This window comes from Phocaeicola sp. (assembly GCF_048170425.1).
Classification (GTDB): Bacteria; Bacteroidota; Bacteroidia; order Bacteroidales; family Bacteroidaceae; genus Phocaeicola.
In genome coordinates this window covers 12,701-34,802 of the sequence record NZ_DBEXBB010000014.1, presented here as the reverse complement: position 1 = coordinate 34,802, position 22,102 = coordinate 12,701, and the positions used below count along the sequence as shown (strand labels likewise).

Annotated in this window: 17 protein-coding genes; 7 read left to right on the top strand and 10 right to left on the bottom strand. The window is 49.1% G+C overall.

The genetic code is table 11. The features are described 5' to 3' along the window. Nucleotides 1-5: 5 nt before the first annotated feature. Nucleotides 6-692: a hypothetical protein gene (locus ACMJ0U_RS00635; protein WP_417127480.1), complete on the bottom strand. Its 687-nt coding sequence runs from the start codon at nt 690-692 to the stop codon at nt 6-8. Between the two features lie 370 nt (nt 693-1,062). Here ACMJ0U_RS00635 and ACMJ0U_RS00630 point away from each other — a divergent pair, with 370 nt between their 5' ends. Then, nucleotides 1,063-2,148: an HpaII family restriction endonuclease gene (locus ACMJ0U_RS00630; protein WP_417127478.1), complete on the top strand. Its 1,086-nt coding sequence runs from the start codon at nt 1,063-1,065 to the stop codon at nt 2,146-2,148. An 83-nt stretch (nt 2,149-2,231) separates the two neighbouring features. Here the strand turns inward: ACMJ0U_RS00630 and ACMJ0U_RS00625 are convergent, their stop codons facing one another. The 4 genes from ACMJ0U_RS00625 to ACMJ0U_RS00610 all read right to left on the bottom strand — a co-directional run bounded on the left by ACMJ0U_RS00625 (nt 2,232) and on the right by ACMJ0U_RS00610 (nt 5,711). Further along, nucleotides 2,232-3,209, bottom strand: a complete 978-nt coding sequence (locus tag ACMJ0U_RS00625; protein WP_417127477.1) for a dihydroorotate dehydrogenase-like protein — start codon at nt 3,207-3,209, stop codon at nt 2,232-2,234. Between the two features lie 13 nt (nt 3,210-3,222). Next, complete coding sequence (locus ACMJ0U_RS00620) at nt 3,223-3,891, bottom strand: YggS family pyridoxal phosphate-dependent enzyme (RefSeq protein WP_417127475.1); 669 nt, start codon at nt 3,889-3,891, stop codon at nt 3,223-3,225. 18 nt (nt 3,892-3,909) lie between these two features. Beyond that, nucleotides 3,910-4,392 (bottom strand): DUF4494 domain-containing protein, encoded by a 483-nt coding sequence (locus tag ACMJ0U_RS00615; protein ID WP_417127493.1) that lies wholly within the window; start codon nt 4,390-4,392, stop codon nt 3,910-3,912. An 80-nt stretch (nt 4,393-4,472) separates the two neighbouring features. Beyond that, nucleotides 4,473-5,711 (bottom strand): fucose isomerase, encoded by a 1,239-nt coding sequence (locus ACMJ0U_RS00610; protein ID WP_417127473.1) that lies wholly within the window; start codon nt 5,709-5,711, stop codon nt 4,473-4,475. Between the two features lie 205 nt (nt 5,712-5,916). On the opposite strand from ACMJ0U_RS00610, the gene ACMJ0U_RS00605 reads away from it, so the two are divergent. The 3 genes from ACMJ0U_RS00605 to proS all read left to right on the top strand — a co-directional run bounded on the left by ACMJ0U_RS00605 (nt 5,917) and on the right by proS (nt 9,947). Next, complete coding sequence (locus tag ACMJ0U_RS00605) at nt 5,917-7,119, top strand: pyridoxal phosphate-dependent aminotransferase (protein ID WP_007560434.1); 1,203 nt, start codon at nt 5,917-5,919, stop codon at nt 7,117-7,119. Further along, complete coding sequence (locus ACMJ0U_RS00600; RefSeq protein ID WP_417127472.1) at nt 7,116-8,366, top strand: ABC transporter permease; 1,251 nt, start codon at nt 7,116-7,118, stop codon at nt 8,364-8,366. Before ACMJ0U_RS00605 ends, ACMJ0U_RS00600 begins: the two co-directional genes overlap by 4 nt. A gap of 90 nt (nt 8,367-8,456) precedes the next feature. Continuing rightward, nucleotides 8,457-9,947 (top strand): proline--tRNA ligase, encoded by a 1,491-nt coding sequence (gene proS / locus ACMJ0U_RS00595; RefSeq protein WP_417127470.1) that lies wholly within the window; start codon nt 8,457-8,459, stop codon nt 9,945-9,947. A 78-nt stretch (nt 9,948-10,025) separates the two neighbouring features. On the opposite strand, the gene aat is transcribed toward proS, so the two are convergent. Genes aat through ACMJ0U_RS00570 form a run of 5 tightly spaced genes read right to left on the bottom strand, consistent with a single transcriptional unit; the run spans nt 10,026 to nt 14,736 of the window. Then, on the bottom strand, nt 10,026-10,667 hold the full coding sequence (gene aat / locus ACMJ0U_RS00590; protein WP_417127469.1) for a leucyl/phenylalanyl-tRNA--protein transferase: 642 nt from the start codon (nt 10,665-10,667) through the stop codon (nt 10,026-10,028). Nucleotides 10,668-10,677: 10 nt separating this feature from the next. Continuing rightward, nucleotides 10,678-12,894, bottom strand: a complete 2,217-nt coding sequence (locus ACMJ0U_RS00585) for an AAA family ATPase (RefSeq protein ID WP_417127468.1) — start codon at nt 12,892-12,894, stop codon at nt 10,678-10,680. A 14-nt stretch (nt 12,895-12,908) separates the two neighbouring features. Then, the gene (locus ACMJ0U_RS00580) at nt 12,909-13,217 is read right to left on the bottom strand and encodes an ATP-dependent Clp protease adaptor ClpS (protein WP_417127467.1); all 309 of its coding nucleotides are present in this window, start codon (nt 13,215-13,217) and stop codon (nt 12,909-12,911) included. A 33-nt stretch (nt 13,218-13,250) separates the two neighbouring features. Further along, a complete protein-coding gene (locus ACMJ0U_RS00575) occupies nt 13,251-13,919 on the bottom strand; it encodes a glycine zipper family protein (RefSeq protein ID WP_417127465.1) in 669 nt (222 codons plus the stop codon). Between the two features lie 22 nt (nt 13,920-13,941). Continuing rightward, nucleotides 13,942-14,736, bottom strand: a complete 795-nt coding sequence (locus tag ACMJ0U_RS00570; protein WP_417127464.1) for a M48 family metallopeptidase — start codon at nt 14,734-14,736, stop codon at nt 13,942-13,944. 85 nt (nt 14,737-14,821) lie between these two features. On the opposite strand from ACMJ0U_RS00570, the gene ACMJ0U_RS00565 reads away from it, so the two are divergent. Genes ACMJ0U_RS00565 through ACMJ0U_RS00555 form a run of 3 tightly spaced genes read left to right on the top strand, consistent with a single transcriptional unit; the run spans nt 14,822 to nt 21,924 of the window. Continuing rightward, the gene (locus ACMJ0U_RS00565) at nt 14,822-17,266 is read left to right on the top strand and encodes a S9 family peptidase (RefSeq protein WP_417127463.1); all 2,445 of its coding nucleotides are present in this window, start codon (nt 14,822-14,824) and stop codon (nt 17,264-17,266) included. Nucleotides 17,267-17,271: 5 nt separating this feature from the next. Further along, on the top strand, nt 17,272-18,486 hold the full coding sequence (locus ACMJ0U_RS00560) for a metallophosphoesterase family protein (RefSeq protein ID WP_417127462.1): 1,215 nt from the start codon (nt 17,272-17,274) through the stop codon (nt 18,484-18,486). A 3-nt stretch (nt 18,487-18,489) separates the two neighbouring features. Then, complete coding sequence (locus tag ACMJ0U_RS00555) at nt 18,490-21,924, top strand: SbcC/MukB-like Walker B domain-containing protein (RefSeq protein ID WP_417127461.1); 3,435 nt, start codon at nt 18,490-18,492, stop codon at nt 21,922-21,924. Nucleotides 21,925-22,102: the final 178 nt, after the last annotated feature.

Below are 22,102 nucleotides of genomic sequence, written 5' to 3'. Positions count from 1 at the left end.
GGTATCTATTTTTTTCGTGCTGCAATGGCTAGTATGACACCTAAAACAACTCCCAGTAAGGCTGCAAAAAGAACACGCGTTTCGCCTGGAAGCAGGAATGTAACGGTGTGTGCCGGATACCAGAAGAACGGAATGGTTTTTTTGAACACGAATCCCCATTGCACATGCCAGTTGATTTGTTGCATAATGTCTCCCATTGGAATGGGAGTAAACAGTCCACGCAGTGTTCCTCCAGTGGCTAAAATGTGCGTGTCGGTAATTTTATGGAAGGTCATGAATACAGGAGCAAAGATACTGTTCAGGCATACCGAAATGGATAGTGCCAGCAATATTTTAGACAGACAGAGTGGACCGGCCATGATACCTGCCGGGTCGGTTACTCCCAGATAGGCTGCTGCAGCAGGCACGCCTGTGGAAAAGATGATGAATGCCAGGTTGATGGCCATTCCGAAGATACCCCATACTATTGCGCGGGGAAGTACACCGAATCCTGTACGATAATAGTAGCCAGTGCTGATGCGCAGACCGAGTAATTCGCCTAAGGTAGACAAGAGGGCGAATTTGATGAAACTCATTACCATGCCGTGTTCGGTATTGAATGACTGATACCAAGTGTAAAGATTTTCGGACACAAAGAATGGGGCAAACAGAATCACTACGATAAGTAGGAAATAGAAATCAGAGCGTTTCATAAGCAGGTTGTATTTGTGGTGTTTTTCATGGTGCGCAATGTAATAATAAATTTAATCGAATCAAACTGTTTGTTAGTAAAAATGATGTTTTGCAAGAAAAAAGTGCATTTGTTGGGGGATTCAGTGTGCTTTGGAATTTCTTTTACTTATGAAAGGGCATAAAAAAAGGAGTTCCGCTGAACTCCAACCTTTGTTAACCTTAAATCTAATACTATGAAAAACACATTGCAAAGGTACGTATTTTCTGCTTCTTTGCAAGAAAAAGACTTTAAAGAATCTGCTTTATAACATATATTATAATTTGCATTTGCCGGAAACGTTTTTGTTAACGCTTCTTTTACTACCTTTGCAATTAAAAAATAGACAGTTTATGGCATTTGAAGCGACGAAAAGAGAATGGGGAGAGCTGTATGCATTCTTCCGGCTGCTGGCCGACGGTTATGTGTACGGTGGTACTCCCGATGTGAAAAAGAACGAAACGCTCCGCCTTCCGGTGGCAATGGTTCAGCGGGAAGAACATGACGGTACGCGTCAGTATATATTGGAAAAAGATACCGTACGCCTGAAAGGGGAAAATATAGACAAGCGGATTCCTCGTGAAGACTTTGCTACGGTGGCAGAGCTTATCTATGCGGCAATTCGCCAGAGCCGGGAGGACGATGTTACATCTCCCGATGGTGTAGAGGAGTTTCTGGATGAGGTGGCCATTTTTGATTTGGAAGCCAAGACGGACGACCGTACGGATTTCAGCGTGGCTTTTTATTCTGTAGATGCTCCGCTCACCGGATTTTGTGTCCGTTCTCGTCTGGGGATGATGATTCCGCTGCTTGACGGAGGAAGAACCGCCAATTTCAAGTTTGAGCAGACAGGCGTGAAGTTTGCTACCCCTACCATCAATAAAATCAATGCAGAAGGAGAGGAAGACGATGTGGTGTCGAGAATGTTGATGATAGAACGCTTGGGGGGAGTGTTAAAATACAGTGACGTGGCCGATAAGATTTTCCGCAGTAATCTGTCCATGATTGACCTTCACATGGGACGTTTGCTGGCTGAAATGACACGTCTGATGTGGCTGGACGGCATTACGAAGGTATCGGAACTGACGGAGGAAATCAAAAAGCTGAACCCGCTGAAGATAAAGGATGAGTTGATTACCAAGCACGGTTTCTATGAATATAAGGTAAAGGAACTGTTGCTGGCTTTGGCCATGGGGCTTCGTCCGGCAAAACTGTACAACGGAACAGACTCTGCCATTGCAGGGTTTCTTTTCGTGACGGGTGACGGGGAAGTGTTGTGCTACCAGCGTGCCTTCCGTCAGACATTTGCCGATTTCCTTTTCCAGAACAGCCGCTTGGAAAAAGGGTCTACGGAAAAAGACAAGTATGGTTATCTGGAACGTGAAAATGGAGTGTACTATTTTAAACTGAACCTGAAAATCGGTCTTCTGAAGCGATAAGACTCAGATAGTGGATAAAAGAAAAACGGATTCCCCGGCTGTAAAGTCAGGGAATCCGTTTTTTATGCGTATCTGCGAAGAGGTTATTCTTCGTGGTTACTGTAATATTTCATGAACTGTGTACGTTCAAACGGGTTGATGGCTCCTGCGGCAGAGGCATTCATCTTTCCTTTGAACTGTGCAATGGAATCATATCCTTTGTCATCCATCCATTCGGTCAGCTCTTTCTTCATTTCTTCAATCATCTGGTTGCCATGCTGGTAGATAACGCTGCAAACTTCTACTGCGGCAGCTCCTGAAAGCAGGGACTTGATGACACCTTTTCCGTTGTGTACACCACCTGAAACAGCATAATCCAGCTGAGGAACTTCCGCCGAGGCAATGGCTGTCCAGCGGATACGGTCAGACAGTTCAGAAGGTGAACTCATTACGTTGGCTGTAGTGAAAGTCAGGTTGTCAATCTGGATGTCCGGCTGGTAGAAACGGTTGAACAATACCACCGCAGCAGCACCATTGGCATACAACTGGTTGATGAGTGCAACCGGATTGGTCAGGTTGCTGCCCAGTTTCATGATTACCGGAATACTGACTACTTTTTTAATGTGGCGCAGGATGTCGATGTGGCGCTGTTCAAAACTTCCCGGCGTGTAGTCCTTGCTGGTCTGCAAAGAAAGGATGTTCAGTTCCAGCGCATCGGCTCCAGCTTCTTCCATCAGGCGGGCAAAATCAGTCCATTCACTGTCGCTGTAGCAGTTGATGCTGGCGATTACCGGAATCTTGCAATGTTTCTTTACGTCTTCAATCAGGGTGATATGTTCGTTCAGTGCATGTGAGCGTACGTATGCCCCCAGATAGTCGTCGGCTTCGGGTGAGCCATAGCCCTGCATGCTTCCTGCCTGCATGTTGATTTGTTCCTCGAATACTGATTTCAGTACTACTGCACCCGCTCCGGCTTCTTCCAGTTTCTGAATTTTAGCCAGGTTGTTAGTCAGTCCCGAACTGCTGATAATGATCGGGTTGTTCAGGGTTAACCCTGCAAAAGTTGTTTTTAATTGTGCCATATTCTTCTCGTTGTTAATATACTCTATCTCCGAAAATCTTGCTGCCTACACGTATCATCGTGCTTCCAGCCTGAACGGCTAGCGGATAGTCGTGTGACATGCCCATGGAAATTTCCTTAAAAGTGTCACAATCGTTAAAATAGGTAGCTTTCAGTTCGGTAAAGAAACGGTGAAGGCTCTCGAATTCTTTGATGATTTGTGATTCGTCGTCTGTATTGGTGGCCATTCCCATGACCCCGCTGATGCACAAATGTGTCAGCTCTTTCCACGGGGTGGTTTCCAGCATTTCGCGACAAGCTTCAAAAGAAAATCCGTACTTACTATCCTCTTCTGCAATATGGATTTCCAGTAGGCAAGGAATCACCCGGTTGCATTTGGCTGCTTGTTTGTCGATTTCAGCCAGCAGTTTATAACTGTCTACGGCATGAATCATGGCAATGTAGGGTGCGATGTACTTCACTTTGTTGGTCTGCAGATGGCCGATGAAATGCCACTGAATATCGGCTGGAAGAGAAGCCTGTTTCTTGCTTAGTTCCTGTTCTTTGCTTTCTCCGAAGATACGCTGTCCGGCTTCGTATGCAGCCAGAATCGCTTCGTTCGGGTGAAATTTAGATACAGCAACCAGACTGACCTGGGGAGGAAGTTGTGCCCGTACTTCTTTTAAATTAGACTGAATATCCATGGTGTGATAGGTGTTTGTTTATCGTTTGTCTGCATCCAGGAACTCCGGTTTTACGTCAGGCTCTGCAGAGTAAGGGTATACGTCCATCAGTGCGGTTTCTGCTACAGAGGCAATGACGTAGTCGGCCATTGTACCCTTCATTCCCTCGTCCAGTTTCTTCACGGCATCGCGCAGGTCGGCAGCCTGTACCAGTACGTTGGTGGCTGTTTTCTTTTCAGCACCGCTTTTCTCGTCGAGGGTGATGAAGTAGAGCTTGCACTTGAACCAGCGGTCAGCAGCTTCCTCGTCGCTGGGAAAGAGCTCGCTATAGTTGGCGCGTTTGATGTCGGATACAGTGAATTCTCCGCTGATGAACGGAGTGATTTCTTCGATAATACGCGATTCGGCTTCGGTAAAGCTGAGTGCGTCCACCAGATAGGGTTCCGTTACTTTCTTGTTCATTCCGTTTTCGGCTACTTTCTCGTAACGGATCTTGCATTCAAACCAATTATGCATCATAATTTTTCTTGCTTTTCAATTTGTAATATTTCACACAAAGATACGATTATAAATTGAATGAGAGAATAAATGGTTTTGAAAAATCAGTCAATTCTCGGTTTGCAGCGGTTTTGTTGCATGAATTCCTGAATGAGGTCGGTGTAATTCCCTTGAATCAGGATGTGGTGGTTGCCCAGCGGATTATGCAGGAAATAGTCAGCCGGCTTATCCAGGCGTACCTTTAGCTGTGTGCGACAACAGGTCACCATGTTGGTATTTTCGATGCAATGTCCAGAACTCAGATAATATTCGTCCAGACATTCTCCCCCGCATTTGAAGAGGGTGACTTCGCCCGGATGTACAATGCCTTGAATGGCGATGCCGCTTTCTGTTTCAAAATGGTTGCGGATAATAAACTCTTCGGCCATTTTGGTAGGAATGGAGCAGTGTGCCAGCAGTACTTCGTTGCGGGCAAGGTCTACAAACGAAGGATTGGCCATAAAGCCGGGCTTTCCGATGAGTTCTTTTACCATCAGCAAGGTCATGATGGATTGCAGGTCGCCTTCGCATCCGGCAGGTATTCCTTCGTCATTCAGCAAAGAAAGGGCCAGGCAGCCTGTGGTCTTCAGGCTCTGGATCAGCGAGAAGCAGGACAGGGTAAGAGCGTCCAGGTTTTCTTCCTGGCATACACGTCGGATAGCTTTGTACAGGCGCATGGCCCGAAGCAGTTCTTCCGGAGTAACCTCCTGAATCCCTTTGGCGCGGTGGGCAAACAAAGAGGCTTCAGGTCCTATTTCATCTTCCGTAATCTCGTGGAAAGCTTTTTCTACGGTCTCAATGGAGATGTCCGTGTAAGTCACTCCCCAACGTTGTCCGGCTAACAGATAGTCTACGTGACTGGCTACCAGCCAGGAGGCCGGAGTGCCGATTACACCGATGCGTTTTTTCTTCAGGGAACGTTTGGCGGCAAATGCCTGGTGATGTAAAAGTACCTGATTTACTATGTCGGGCACTAAGCCATGGATGATTTTGACCTTCATGTCTCTCGACTGAATCCATGCCGAGATTTCAAGGGCGGCAGCCAGTGAGTTGTTCAGGCCGTCTGTCAGTAGGGTGATGGGATAGGGCAGGATACTGAAAAAACGCACCACTGCATTTTCCACGCCCCCGCTGGCAATGAAAGCCATTTTGTATTCATGACTGGGAATGCTTTCAGAGTCTGTATAGTTGACAAGGTGAAGGGTAAAATGTTTTTCCAGTTCCACGAACAGGTCTTTATGCTTTTCGTAGACTTGCTCCACCTTGTATGTGCCGGCTGTAAATATAATTAGGTAAAGGTTCATAATGCTTGAGTGTTTGGTTATCGATAGCAAACATACGGATTTTTTGGGTAGAAGACTTGGAAAATGCCTGAAAAGGCGTTAAACTTTACTTGGAGGGCCTTTTTCTCAAAAGAAAGGAGTAGCCGTATTTTTCTGAGCACAAAGTTGTTTAATTTCGACATTCGCTTTATCTTTGCATTTCAGAATCTTTTTTAAACTATAAAATATGCCAAAAATATCCATCAGAGGAACTGAAATGCCGGAGTCGCCGATACGTAAGCTTGCGCCTTTGGCTGAAGCTGCGAAAGAGAGAGGAATTCATGTATATCACTTGAATATTGGTCAGCCTGACCTGCCTACTCCACGAGCGGCCCTCGATGCGATTCGAAATATTGACCGCAAGGTGTTGGAATATAGTCCCAGCCAGGGATACAGAAGCTACAGAGAGCGTCTGGTGGGATATTATGAAAAGTACGACATTCACCTGGATGCCGATGACATTATCATTACTACCGGAGGGTCGGAAGCTGTGCTGTTTGCGTTTATGAGCTGTCTGAATCCGGGGGATGAGATTATCGTGCCGGAACCGGCGTATGCCAACTACATGGCGTTTGCGATTTCGGCAGGAGCGGTTATCCGTACGGTGACGACTACCATCGACGAAGGTTTCTCTTTGCCGAAGGTAGAGAAGTTTGAGGAGTTGATTAATGAACGCACCAAGGGTATCTTGATTTGTAACCCGAATAACCCGACCGGGTATCTGTATACTCGCCGGGAGATGAACCAGATTCGGGATTTGGTGAAGAAGTACGACTTGTTCCTCTTCTCCGATGAAGTATATCGTGAATTTATCTATACAGGTTCTCCTTATATCTCTGCCTGCCATCTGGAAGGTATCGAACAGAATGTGGTATTGATTGACTCCGTATCGAAACGTTATTCGGAATGTGGAATTCGTATCGGTGCGCTGATTACGAAGAATCCGGAAGTGCGCAAGGCAGTGATGAAATTCTGTCAGGCTCGTTTGAGTCCACCGTTGATTGGCCAGATTGCAGCTGAGGCTTCGCTCGATGAACCGGAGGAATATGCTCGCGAAACGTATGATGAATACGTGGAACGCCGTAAGTGTCTGATTGACGGATTGAACCGTATACCGGGTGTTTATTCTCCAATACCGATGGGAGCTTTCTACACTGTGGCTAAACTGCCGGTGGATGATTGCGAGAAATTCTGCGCATGGTGTTTGTCTGATTTCAATTATGAAGGAGAGACCGTTATGATGGCACCTGCCAGCGGATTTTATACCACACCGGGCGGCGGTAAAAACGAGGTGCGTGTGGCTTATGTATTGAAGAAAGAAGACCTGGTACGGGCTTTGTTCATTCTGCGTAAGGCGCTCGAGGCCTATCCGGGAAGGGTGGATGAATGATGAGCAACTGGAAATTTTTTATTGCCCGACGGATTTACCGTAGCAGGGAAGGAGAGAAAGAAGTATCAAAGCCGGCCGTACGCATTGCGATGGCCGGTATTGCTATCGGACTGGGTGTGATGATTGTGTCGGTGGCGGTGGTCATTGGTTTCAAGCATCAGGTGCGCGATAAAGTAATAGGAATGGGCTCTGATATTGTGGTTTCCAGCATAGAAGGGGCACAGCTTTATCAGATGAATCCGGTGGTGGCAAACGACAGCCTGTTGTCGGTGATACGGGAAATTCCCCAGGTGAGTCACGTGCAGCGTTACGCTACGAAGCCGGGTATGATTATGACCGCTGATAACTTTCAGGGAATGATTGTGAAGGGGGTGGCGCAGGAATACGACTGGACGTACTTGAAAGCACACTTGCAGGAGGGAGAGATTCCTGTACTGACAGACTCCGTGGCCAGTAATCGTGTACTGGTTTCCCGTTCCATGGCCGACAAACTCTCATTGAAGGTGGGCGATAAACTTTATACTTATTATATAGAAGGCAATGTGCGTGCCCGCCGGTTGACGGTGAGCGGGATTTTTCAGACTAATTTTTCTGCTTTCGATGATTATTTTCTGATAACTGACATGTACACGGTCAATCGTCTGAACGGCTGGGAATCAGATCAGGTGGGAGGTGTGGAAGTGGCCGTGTCGGATTATCGTTTCTTGAATTCGGTGAATGATGATATTCGCGGCCATATTCAGGAGCAGACAGACCGTTATGGCGCAATCTATTGCTCTCGTACCTCGGAAGAGCTTTATCCTCAGATATTTGCGTGGCTCGACTTGCTGGATACCAATGTGTGGGTAATTCTGATTCTGATGACTGGAGTGGCTGGTTTTACCATGATTTCCGGATTGCTGATTATCATCCTCGAACGTACGCAGATGATTGGGGTATTGAAAGCGCTGGGAGCTGACAATGCCTCTATTCGTCAGATATTCCTGTCATTTTCTGTCTTTCTTATCGGAAGAGGTATGTGCTGGGGGAATGTCATCGGACTGTCGTGCTGTCTTATTCAGTATTTTTTCGCACCGATTAAGTTGGATCCGGCTACGTATTATGTCAATGCGGTACCCGTGGAACTTCATTTGGGCTGGATTGTATTGTTGAACGTGTGCACATTATTGGTTTCGGTAGGGATGCTGGTGGGTCCTTCATATCTGATAAGCCACATTCATCCGGCAAAATCCATTCGTTTTGAATAAATCCTGCTTTAAAATCAAGAGCAAACAAATCTTTTTTACTAATTTTGCACTCTCAATTGATATTAAAGAATAAAATAGCTACATAAAGTTATGGCAAAAGAATTAAAAGACCTTACCAAGAGAAGTGAAAACTATTCACAATGGTATAATGATTTGGTGGTAAAGGCCGATTTGGCTGAACAGTCTCCTGTGCGTGGCTGTATGGTAATCAAGCCTTACGGATATGCCATCTGGGAAAAAATGCAGCGTATCCTTGACGATATGTTCAAGGCTACAGGACATGTGAATGCGTATTTCCCGTTGTTGATTCCAAAATCTTACCTGAGCCGTGAAGCTGAACACGTGGAAGGTTTCGCCAAGGAGTGTGCGGTAGTGACCCACTATCGTTTGAAGAATGCAGAAGATGGTTCGGGAGTGATTGTGGATCCGGCTGCCAAACTGGAAGAAGAACTGATTATTCGTCCTACTTCAGAAACGATTATCTGGAGTACTTATAAAAACTGGATTAACTCATACCGTGACCTGCCTATCTTGTGTAACCAGTGGGCAAATGTGATGCGCTGGGAAATGCGTACACGTCTGTTCCTGCGTACAGCTGAGTTCTTGTGGCAGGAAGGGCATACGGCTCATGCTACTCGCGAAGAGGCTGAAGCAGAAGCACAGAAGATGTTGCACGTATATGGCGATTTCGCTGAAAAATACATGGCTGTGCCGGTTATCAAAGGTGTGAAGTCTGCGAACGAACGTTTTGCCGGAGCATTGGATACTTATACTATCGAAGGACTGATGCAGGATGGTAAGGCTTTGCAGTGTGGTACATCTCACTTCTTGGGACAGAACTTTGCCAAGGCATTCAACGTACAGTTTGTCGATAAGAACAATAAGCTGGATTATGTATGGGCTACTTCATGGGGTGTATCTACTCGTCTGATGGGTGCCTTGATCATGACTCACTCTGATGACAACGGTCTGGTTCTTCCGCCGCATTTGGCTCCGATTCAGGTTGTTATCGTACCTATCTATAAGAACGACGAACAGCTGAAACAGATTGATGCCAAGGTAGAAGGTATTGTCAACAAGCTTCGCAGCATGGGTATCTCTGTGAAATACGATAACGCTGACAACAAACGTCCGGGATTCAAGTTTGCAGACTATGAATTGAAGGGTGTACCTGTACGTCTGGTAATGGGTGGTCGCGACCTGGAAAACAATACGATGGAAGTAATGCGTCGTGATACGCTGGAAAAAGAAACCCGTTCCTGCGACGGCATTGAAGAATATGTACAGAACCTGTTGGAGGAAATCCAGCAGAATATTTACCAGAAGGCATTGAATTATCGTAACCAGCACATTGTGAAAGTGGATACTTACGAAGAATTCAAGGAACAGATTGAGAAGGGTGGATTTATCCTGGCTCACTGGGACGGTACTCCGGAAACAGAAGACCGCATCAAGGAGGAAACTAAGGCTACTATCCGCTGTCTGCCTTTCGAAGCAGATGAGGAAAGTCTGACTCCGGGTGTGGATATGCTGACTGGCAAGCCTTCTGCACGTCGTGTATTGTTTGCTCGTGCATACTAATTGGCTATACTTACAGTAATATCATAAAAAAGTCCGGTTCTCTTGAAAGAGGGAATCGGACTTTTTTTATGGGTTTTATTATTCAACTTTCAGGCATTGCATGTATTCTTCGTAACTGATGAACCGGCCGCCCATTGACTTGAGGTGAGGCGTTTCGAACTGGCAGTCGATGAGGGTACCTCCGTGTGCATGGAGCAGTTGGGCCAGTCGAATCAGGGCAAGCTTGGAAGCACTGGGCACGAGCGAGAACATGCTTTCGCCGAAGAAACACGTACCCAAAGTTACTCCATACAAGCCTCCGACCAGCTTGTCGCCTTCCCATACTTCTACGCTGGCGGCCAAGTTTTGTTCGTACATGCGGATGTAAGCTTCAATCATTTCTTCTCCCAGCCAAGCTCCTTCTTGTTCGATGCGGAGCTTGGAACAATTCCGTATCACCTGTTCAAATGCATGGTTGAAAGTTACCTTGTATTTATCCTTATTCATCAGTGTGCGCATGGAATGGGAGATGTGAATCTCTTCCGGAAAGATGACAAAGCGCTGCAACGGGCACCACCATTGGATGACTTTCTCGCGGAAGGCATACCAGGGAAAGATACCGTTGGAATAGGCCAGGATAAGGCGGTCGACGGACAAGTCGCCCCCAATGGCCAGCAGGCCGTCAGGGTCTCCCCAGTGCGGGTCCGGAAAAGCCAGTCTTTTTGTCAGTTGGAAAACCATGGCATCGAAATTATTGGAGAATACTCAGTTGATTGTTTTCGGCCGTTACCGTGATGTCACCTCCCTGCTTCAGCGAGCCAAACAGAATTTCACGCATGAGCAGCGGCTTCAAGTGGGCAGCGATGGCACGGTCCATTTCGCGGGCTCCGTATTCCGGCTTGAAGCCCTCTTTCAGCAGCCATTCGTGGGCTTCGGGTGTCAGGTGCAGGCAAACGCGACGGCGATCCAGCTTTTCATCCAGCTGCCGCAATTTCTTGTCGAGCACTTGCGTGGCCATTTCCCGACTCATGTCGTGGAAGACGACGGAAGCCGACAGACGGTTGAGAAATTCCGGCTTGAAGGTCTTTTTTACCTGACGAAGCATGGCCTGTCCGGTACTTACCTGACTGTTGAAACCGATAGAAGCCTGATGCGCATACTGAGCACCGGCGTTGGAAGTCATGATAAGAATCAAGTGGCGGCAGTCTGATTTCCGTCCTTTATTGTCTGTCAGCACTGCATAGTCCATCACCTGCAGCAGGATGTTGAAAATATCGGGATGTGCCTTTTCGATTTCATCCAGTAACAGTACACAGTTGGGTGTTTTACGGATGGCATCCGTCAGCAAGCCACCGTCTTCATAGCCGATGTAACCTGCCGGAGAACCGATGAGTTTGGCGATGGTATGCTTTTCCATGTATTCACTCATGTCGAAGCGTACCAGTGAGATACCTAATTCTGAAGCCAATACTTTGGCTACCTCGGTTTTTCCTACTCCCGTAGGGCCGACAAACAACAGACTGGCCAGCGGCTTGTTCTCGTCCAGCAATCCGGCTTTGGCCATTTGTACCGCTTCCACTACCTGACGAATGGCCTCGTCTTGTCCGTAAATCTGTCCGGATATGCGTTCGTACAATGCTTCCAGTGAAGCATTGTCTTCCTCCTTGAGTGCATTGGCATCAATCTTACAGGTACGTGAAAGCACTTCTGTAACCAGTTTTTTATCTACTGTCTTTGTGCCGTCTGTGGCCGGATGAATTTCCCGGTAAGCGCCGGCCTCATCAATCAGGTCGATAGCCTTGTCGGGCAGGAAGCGGTCGCTGATGTAGCGGGCACTGGCCTTTACGGCATATTCAATCACTCCCGGCTCATAGGTCACATGGTGGTACTCTTCATACTTCTCTTTCAATCCTTCTATGATTCGGATAGCCTCGTCAATACTGGGCTCTTGGATGTCGATTTGTTGGAAGCGGCGTACCATCCCTTTGCTGCGTGAGAAGTAACGGTTGTATTCCTCGTAGGTGGTAGAACCGATGAAACGGATGTCCCCCTGCTCCAGATAAGGTTTCAGCATGTTGGAGGCATCCATCGAGCCGTCGCCTATTTGTCCGGCTCCGATAAGATTGTGTATCTCGTCAATATAGAGGATGGCTTTCTTTTCTGCGCTGAGACTCTTCATTACACTCTTCAACCGTTGTTCGAAGTCGCCCCGGTATTGCGTTCCGGCCAGCATACTTCCCAAATCCAGTTCGTAGATACGACTGCCTTTCAGACGTTCGGGCACCTCTCCGGCTTCAATGCGGGCTGCCAGTCCGTAAGCCAAGGCAGTTTTTCCTACTCCCGGTTCACCGATGTGCAGCGGGTTGTTCTTGTCTTTCCGGCACAGCACTTCGATGGTGCGTTCCAGTTCCATCTCCCGTCCAATCAGCGGATTGTGATTCTCCAACTGCTCGTTCAGACAAGTGATGAAATTCTTGGAGATGCCGTGAGGTTCATCCGAATCATTTTCGTCCAGACTAAGGTCGTCTCCATAGATAACCACCAGTTGGCTGATGAAATCCGGAATCCGTTCTTTCAGATGTTTTTTCAGAAAATAGCAGGCCCAGGACTCCGGCAGCAGTAACATGGCCTGTACTACGTGAGGAATGTCCAGCACCTCAGCATTGGATGATTCCACGAAAGCATACGCATTCTGAAACAACAAGTTGGATTGTACGGAAAACTCCAGCTCATAGTTGGTATCCTCCGGCACCTGTTCCATTTTCTGCGCCAGGTATTCGTCCACTTCTTCCTCCATTACTGGGATGTGACAGAAACATTCTTCTACGGCTTCCACAAAAGGGTCCTGGTTAAAGAGTGCGCTGAGAATATGTTCCGGAGTAATGAATTCATGGCGATAACGGAAAGCCAGTCCCTGAGCAAACGACAGCGCTTTGTCTACATATACAGATTTTACGATGTGACTCATTGATTCTTTACAGTTTAATTATCTTCGGGTTCTACGGTCAGTCGCAGAGGAAATCCTTCTTCACGCGCCATCTGGGTGGCTTTCTGTGCTTTGGACTGTGCCACGTCGTAAGAATAGATGCCTGCTGTGGCCGATTGCTGCTGGTGTACTTTCAGCATCAGTGCTTCAGCTTCCTCCTGCGATTTGAAAAACACGATTTTGAGCACCTTCACCACGAAGTCCATGGTGGTGAAGTCGTCGTTGTGGAGTATTACTTTATAATGTTTAGGCTCGTGTAGCTCCACACGTTTTTTTTCTTTACATAGAGATTGTTCTTTTTCCATTTGTCTTCTTTGAAATAGCGATGCAGACTCGCGTCAACGTGCCGTGTTTAGGGTAAATTCTTTTTGGTCGTACATTTGTCCACGGGTATCAGTCACAGCCAGCCGAAAAGTAACCGTACCCGTTTTGATGCGTTTTCCGGCAGTGACGGTAGCCGTATATTTCACCCCGTTTCCCGGCAGAATCTGCTCCACCAGAATGGAAGGGGAGATATGCAGATGTTTCATTCCGCTAATTTCTGTCACGCTGGGAATTACGTTATAGGCTATTTCATTTCCTTCGTTCATGATTTCGAAGATGATTTTGCTGCTTTCTCCCGAGCTGATGACATGATCGCGGTCGTTATCTATGAAACGGATGTTCCGGATGTATAAAGAGGAGAGTGCAGACTGTGTATAGTCCGGCTCGGCGTACACCTGTTCCACGGGATAGTTTGCTCTGTCTTCTTCACGCGATTTAGGAGCTGTCAGTGCACCCCCAATGGCGGCTCCGGCCAGTGTGCCGACAATGCTTCCAATGGCAGAACCTCTGTAGCTTCCTCTCCAGCCATGACGGGAGTCGCCCACCAGTCCGCCGATGGCACCTCCCAAACTATTTCCGATGGCAGCACCACCTACAATGGCACCGGTACGTTCCGGTTGCGTAGTTCCGCATCCGCTACTCAGTAGGGACACGATTAGAAGTAAAATTGCGACTTTCTTCATGGATGTTTTCTTGATAAAAGTTTTATTTGCGGTATTTAGCTTTAATAGCTGGAAGTTCTTTTTGGATATCACTGATACGGCGTGCATCACTAGGGTGCGTGCTCATGAACTCGGGAACCTTGCCGCCTGAACTAGCCGACATTTTCTGCCAGAAAGTCACTGCCTTGTCAGGATTATAGCCCGCCATGGTCATCAGAATCAGTCCCATGTAATCCGCTTCCGTTTCGTGTTTGCGTGAGAAAGGAAGGGTTACTCCGTATTGCGCTCCCACACCGTACACCGTACTGGCTATGGCTTGTACCATCTCGCTCTTTTGTGAGAGACTTTCTCCCAGAAGTTGCGCTCCGTATTGGGCAAGCATCTGCTGGCTGATACGCTCGTTGCTGTGCTTGGCCACTGCATGCGCTACTTCATGTCCCAGTACCACGGCCAGTTCATCGTCCGACGATACGAGTTTCATCAGGCCTTCGTACACCACAATTTTTCCGCCGGGCATACAGAATGCGTTGATTTCGTCACTCTTTACCAGATTGAATTCCCAGGAGAAATCCTTGATTTCAGCCGAAAGTCCGTTGCTGCGCAGGTATCGTTCTGTGGCTGTGGCGATGTTTTTTCCTACTCGTATCACCATGGCTGTCTGGGTGGAATTGGTTGATTTTTTGGCACTTTTTATGTAGTCTTTATACTGAGTCAGACTGGAAGAAAGTACTTCCTGATCTGAAACCAGTAACAACTGTTTACGTCCGGTGAGCGGTACCGAACTGCATCCTGCCAGCATCAGCAAGGAAAGTACATACACACTTAGTTCTTTTTTCATAACGGTTTCGTTAGTTGTTCTACAAACATAACAAAAAAATGATGATTTTTGATTATGTTTGTGGCAATAAACTGTAAAAAAAGAGATGAAAAAGGAACTTATTATAGCATGTTCTTTATGCGGAACTATGTTGGTGAATGCCGAGAATATAGAGGTCACTTCGTTTAAATACGCAGGACCGTATGAACTGATGCAGCCTTATCAGGTTGACAGTGTGGATGTTAATTCCAAGTCATGGAAAGCGGAGTCGCTGCTGAAGACGCCGGTATCATTTTCTTTGCTTGAAGGAGCAGAGGTGAAGCAGGCAAGCCAGCTGTCTCCGTCGTCAGGCTATGCCTTGCACTTGATGGGCTTTGTACTGGAGAATACACACTATGGAGAAGTGTCATTGAAGGTGGAAGGGGCTGAGCACTATCAGGTGTATGTGGATGGTAAGCGCGTGGAGGATACCTCGTTATCGCTGAATCCGGCTACGCATCAGGTGGTCATCAAGTATCTTTCCATGCCGGGAGAAAAGAGTGTGCCGAAGGTGACTCTGGATGCCAAGCAGGACGGAGTGTTTACCTTGCGTACCGAGCAGGGCCGTTTGTTTACACTAGCCGATGTGTTGCACGGAACCCGCTTTACGGGTACTGAACTTTCAGCCGACGGGAAATACCTGATTACGTCGTACACTATAACAAAGGAAGGTGGAGAAACGACTTCGCAGACTAAGGTAAAGGAATTGAAGACAGGAAAAGTAGTCGCTACCCGGGGAGAAACCCTGCACTGGATGCCGCGTTCCGTGAAATATTACTATGTACGTCAGGGAGTATCCGGCCGGGAACTGGTGACGGTAGATCCTGTATCCGGACGCGAGGAAGTATGGGTGAGCCATCTCCCGGAGGGTAACTTCCAGGTAGCACCTACGGAAGATTATCTGCTGTTTACTCTTGTACAGAAGGGGCCGGAAGAAAAGAAGGAAATTTATGAATTTATCGACCCGGATGACCGCCAGCCGGGATGGCGTAACCGTACGTATCTGGCCCGTTTTGATGTGCAGACAGGGGTGTGCCAACCGTTGACCTTCGGTTACAAGAATGTATGGGCCACAGACATTTCCTCCGACGGACGGTTTGTCCTGATAATGGCATCCAACCACCGTATGGGAAAACGCCCGACTACTTTGTTTTCTGTGTACAAGATGGATGTGCAGACCTTGCAGGTGGAAGAACTGGTGAAAGACGATGGTTTCCTGACCCATGCGCAGTTCTCGCCCGACGGTCGTCAGGTATTGCTGGCCGGTACACCGGAGTGTCTGGGCGGCATTGGCAAGAATGTGAAGGAAGGACAGACGCCAAGCATGATTGACAATCAGCTTTACCTGATGGACTTGCAGAGCAAGCAGATTGAGCCGCTGACACGGACATTCAATCCGAACGTGATGCAAACGGTATGGTCGGCTGTAGACAACTGTGTGTATTTCACCGCAGAAGACCGTGACTGCATTTCCTTGTTCCGTCTGAATCCGGCAAAAAAACACATTGAAAAGTTGAACGTGCCCGAAGAAATGGTTTTGGGATTCTCTGTGGCCGAGAAAGCCTCTTCGTTGTCGTTCTACGGAGAAAGTGCGTCCAATTCTCACCGCTTGTATGTGGTCGACCTAAAGAAGGATAATTCCAAACTGGAAGAAGACTTGAACGGGGAATTGAAAGATGTGCTGCTGGGTGAATGCAAGGCGTGGGACTTTGTCAACTCCCGTGGGGACACCATTTGCGGACGCTACTACCTGCCGCCTCATTTTGACCCGAACAAGAAATACCCGATGATTGTCAACTACTACGGCGGATGCAGTCCCACAAGCCGTAATTTTGCCAGCCGTTACCCGCATCATGCGTATGCCGCATTAGGTTATGTGGTGTATGTGGTGGAACCGAGTGGTGCGACCGGTTTCGGTCAGGAGTTCTCTGCCCGCCATGTGAATACGTTCGGTGATTATGTAGCCGACGACATCATCGAAGGAACGCGTAAGTTTGTGGAAACCCACTCCTTCGTCAACGGCCAGAAAATCGGTTGCATCGGTGCTTCTTATGGTGGCTTCATGACGCAGTATCTCCAGACAAAGACCGATTTGTTTGCGGCGGCCATCTCACATGCCGGTATCAGCGACCACACCAGCTACTGGGGCGAAGGCTACTGGGGTTATTCCTACAGCGAAGTATCGGCTGCCAACAGTTACCCGTGGAAGAATCCGGAACTCTTTGTCGATCACAGTCCGCTGTTCAATGCCGACAAGATACACACTCCGTTGCTCTTCCTGCACGGAGCGGTAGACACCAATGTGCCGGTGGGCGAAAGTATCCAGATGTTTACGGCCCTGAAATTGCTGGGACGTGAAACGGCACTGGTGGTGGTAGACGGACAAGACCATCACATCAAGGACTATCAGAAGCGCATCCAGTGGCAGAACACCATCTTTGCCTGGTTTGCCAAATGGTTGCAGGATGACCCGACCTGGTGGAACACCCTTTATCCTCCTAAAACCTTGTAAAACGGATGAAAATATTACATACCAGTGACTGGCACCTGGGGCAGCAACTGTTTGAATACGACCGCAGCGAGGAACAGCAAGACTTTCTGCGGCAGTTGCGCCACTGGGTCGCCGCAGAACAGCCCGATGCGTTGATCGTGTCGGGCGACGTGTTTCATTATTGCAGTCCTTCGTCAGCCGCCCAGCGATTGTATACGGATGCGCTGGTGGAGTTTCATGAAACCTGTCCCTCCATGCAGATTATCATCACGGCAGGCAATCATGACAGCAGTTCCAAGCTGGAAATCAACCGGAACCTGTGGAAGTATGCCGGAGTCACCGTGGTGGGTTCTATCCGAAGAGATGAAGCCGGTCAGATAGACTTGGAACGTCATATCGTGGAAGTGAAGAACAGCTGCGGCGAATTGAAAGGCTATGTCATAGCCCTACCTCATGTGTATCCGCAGAACTTTCCGGCACTCGATGAAGAAGTTCCGCGTGAGGAGCGGCAACATCATTTTATTCAAACCTTGCTGAACCTTGTGAAGGAACGCAACCAGGAAAACCTTCCGGTGGTGCTGATGGCTCATCTGGCCTTGACGGGAAGTGACATTACCGGACAGGACGACGGACGCGGCGGCATGGAATACACGGATATCCGTCTGATGGGTGAAGGATATGATTACCTGGCCTTAGGACACATTCATTTTCCGCAAACCTTGTCCGGCGGACGGGCCCGTTATTGCGGTTCCCCGCTTCCGGTCAGCTTCGACGAGAGTTACGGGCATTCCGTCAGTCTGGTAGAACTGGCTGCACACGGTGCTATGCCCGAAGTGCGTACCTTGCCGGTGCGGAATGTGTGGCCCTTAAAAGTGCTGCCTTCGCGGGCCGTGTCGCTGGAAGAGGCATTGGAGGTGTTGCAGGCCATTCCCGATGAGGAAAAAATGTATGTGCAGTTACACGTCCGTATTCAGGACGTACCTCCGGCCTATTGCATGGAGCGGGCCTACGAACTGACCCGTGGCAAGCAGTGCCGTTTCTGCCGCTACAAATGGGAACGGGAAGTAGTGGAAACGCAGAAGGAGATTACAGAGCTGGATGTAGACCGTTTGCAGACTTTTTCTCCGTCGCAGGTAGCAGCCATCTATTATCAGGACAAGTTTCAGCGGGACATCGCTCCGGAAATGCTCGACATGCTGGAGGAAGCCGTGAAACGGGTACGAAGTCAAGAGGAGGAATAGCACATGAAATTACAGAAACTGATTATTGAAAATATAGCCTCCATCGAGAAGGCGTGCATTGATTTTGAGCATGGACCGTTGGGCGAGGATTCCATCTTTCTGATTTGCGGACCGACGGGAGCCGGAAAGTCGACGTTGCTGGATGCGGTGTGTCTGGCACTCTATAACACCACTCCTCGCTTGAAGCAGGCAGCCAATGAACGCTACTTGGACGAGAACGACAGCTTTTCCGGTACGGGTGAGGTGAGCATCGACGATTCACGCATGCTGATGCGGCGTGACAGTGTGTCGGCACAAGTGGAGCTGTGGTTTACGGATGCAGCAGGGGATGACTTGCGGGCCGTGTGGAGCGTGGCAAGGGCGCGCAACAAGGTTGGAGGGAAAATTCAGAAAGTGGTCTGGACACTTTCCTTGCAGGACGGGACTCCGCTCACGAATAAGTCGACCGAAACACGTACGGAGATAGAGCGGCGTATCGGTCTCACCTTTGAGCAGTTCTGCCGGACCACGCTGCTGGCACAGGGAGAGTTTACCAAGTTCCTGAAAAGCAAGGAGGAGGAAAAATCGAATATCCTGGAAAAACTTACGGGTACGGAAATCTACTCGCGCATCAGCCGGGAAATCTACGTGATGAAGACCGAAAAGGAGGCGGAGCTGCAGGAACTGAAGGCGCAGACGGGCGGCATTGTGTTGTTGACTGACGAGGAACTGGCCGCGCTTCAGGCGGAACAGCGCCAGGTGACAGAAGAGACTGTCACGCTTCGCACACAGTTGAAGCAGGAGCAGGACCTTCGGAAATGGTTGACCGACGAGCAGAAGTTAGCACATGATTTGGAGGAGACAGGAAAGACGCTTCAGGCACTGACGGAACGGGTAGAGTCGGATGACTACAAGCGTAACAAGTCGTTGCTGGATGATTGGGACCGTACGGCTGATGTGCGTTTCCAGTGGACGGAACAGGTGGCCTTGCAGCAGCGCATCCGTACGTCGGAAGAAGAATTGGAACAACTGAAAGAGAAGTACCGTTCGTTGAGTGTCGGTCTGGGTCAACTGGAGCGTATGCAGGTGCAGTGCCGGGAACAGTGGGCGGCGTGCGAGACGTATCTTTCCAGTGTGCAGGAAAAGGTGCCGGTGTACGAATCGTTGCAATCGCTTTCGGCTTTGTCCGACCAGATTCAGCGCGCGCTTCAGCAGTCGGAAGATTACCGTAAAGAAAAGGCACACAAGGCCGCAATCCATCAGAAAACGCTGGAAGTCCGCCAGGGAGCTACGGCATCGTATGAACAGGCCCGAAAGGTAGCGGAAGAAAAACAGCAGGAGGTGGCAGCGTGCCGCATGCAGTTAGAGGATTTGCAAGTGGAGGAACTTCGGCAGAAGAAGCAGGAAGCAGACGCCCGACTGGACGGATGGCAGAAATTGCGGGAGGCACTTTCTGTCCGTGCAGAAAAGGAACAGGCCTGGCTGGATGTGCAGAAGAACCGGAAAACCTTGCAGGACGATTGCCGGCAGCAGCAACAGACGGTAGCGCAACTGAAAGCGCAGGCTGAGGTCTGTCGTAAGGAAAAGGAAGAAGTGCAGCAGGTGTACGACAAGCAGCGGATGTCGTGCGAGGACTGGGCACGCGAAGCCCGCGCACGTCTGTCAAAAGGCGATGTGTGTCCGGTTTGTGGCAAGGAGGTAGGTGATGACTTGAAGAGCGAGGCTCATTTTGTGTCGTTGCTGGAACCGGTCCGTGCGTTGCTGGAAGAAAAGGCACGTCGGGCGGAGGAAGTCTTGACCGCACTGGCACGGGCGGAAGCGGAGGTTCGCTCCCTGATGCGACTGGAAGAAATGGAGGCGAAGAAGGAGACTATTGCAAAAGAAACTTATTCTCTGGCGGAGAAGACCGTGACAGATATGCCGCTTTATGCCACGGTGAAAGAAGCGGATGAGGTCGTATCTCAGGTAGAGCAAGCCTTGTCGGCGCAGCAGGAAGTATGCGACCGGCTGGAAGCGCTGTGGAAACAGGCCGAGGAAGGACAGCAACGTTTGAACCGTCTGACGAAGGAACGGGAGGAACTGACCACTGCCTGCGAGCAATGGCACCGGAAGGTAGAGGAAGCCGATAAAGCCGTGTCCCGTTTGGAAACCGAGTTGCGTATGCTGGAAGAGGCGCTTTCGCGTGAGGCTCTGACCATCTCCCAGTGTGTGGAGAAAGGAGAGACCTTGATTGTCTTTACGCCTTGGCAAGAAGCTTGGAAGACCGATCGGGAGAACTTTATTACCGCTTTGAAGAAAGAAACCAATCGGTATGTGGAACAGCAGACGAGGAGAGAGCAACTCTCGCACAAGGTTGAGTCGCTGGCTTCTCAGGTGGAGCAGGTGCAGTCCGTCCGTCAGTCCATCTTGTCGGAACTTCCGGACTGGGGGCAGGCGACGGCAAAGACGATACCCGACGGGCCGTGTCCGGAAGGACTTCCGGGACAATGGAACGCGCTGAACACTTCCGTGCTTTCTGTCTGCCATTCCATAAAGACATCGCAAAAGTTGAGGGAGGAAAAAAGCGCCGGGGTGGAAGCTTTTCTTGTCGGTCATCCTGAGATTTCCCGTGAGTATTTGGAGAAACTGGCCGGACTGGAAGTTGAAAAAGTGAATATGGCACGCCGTACCTTGCAGAAGCTGGACAACGACCTGACGAGCCGGCGGGCAGAAATGGAACGGGTCGGTCGGGAATTGGCGCAGCATCGGGCACAGCGTCCGTCGGAAACCGAAGGGATGACGCTGGCAGTCGTAGAGGAAACAATTTCCCGACTGGAAGAACAGCAGACCGGGAAGTTGGCTCGTTTGGGAGCCATCGCACAGATGCTGGCACATCACGAAGAGTGTCTGCAACGTATCCGGAAAGTGAAGGAACAGATAGAAGTGAAGCAAAAGGAAGTGGACAACTGGGCGGGAGTGGCTGCCTTGTTCGGCAGTGCCGACGGCAAGAAGTTCCGTAACATTGCCCAAAGCTACGTGCTTCGCCAGTTGCTGGCCGGTGCCAATCATTACCTGAGCCGGCTGACTGACCGTTACCGTATGGAGTGTCCGCCGGGTGGACTTACCATTCTGTTGCGCGATGAATACCAGGGCGGGGTGAAACGTCCCACATCCACCATTTCAGGTGGAGAGAGCTTCCTGGTGTCACTGGCCTTGGCATTGGGATTGTCTTCACTCAACCGGAAAAGTCTTTCGGTGGATGTGCTGTTTATCGACGAAGGTTTCGGCACGCTGGACAGTGACTACCTGAATACGGTGATGGAAGCACTTGAGAAGTTGCACCAGATAGGAGGCAAGAAGGTAGGCATCATCAGTCACGTGGAAGCCCTGCGTGAGCGCATTGCCACCCAGATTCATGTGGAGCGGGTAAACCATACGCTAAGCCGGGTGGAGGTTGTCAATACGATGGGAAATATGTAAATTTGCGGATTTTATAAATGATTGATTTTTAACAGATTAAAATTTGAATAGAAAACGCCTTTGCGTTTGAACTAAAACGCAAGGACATTTCAGATAAAACGCAAGTACGTTTGAAGTAAAACGCACTTGCGTTTTGTCTTGAACGCACTTGCGTTTCGATTCAAACGTACTTACGTTT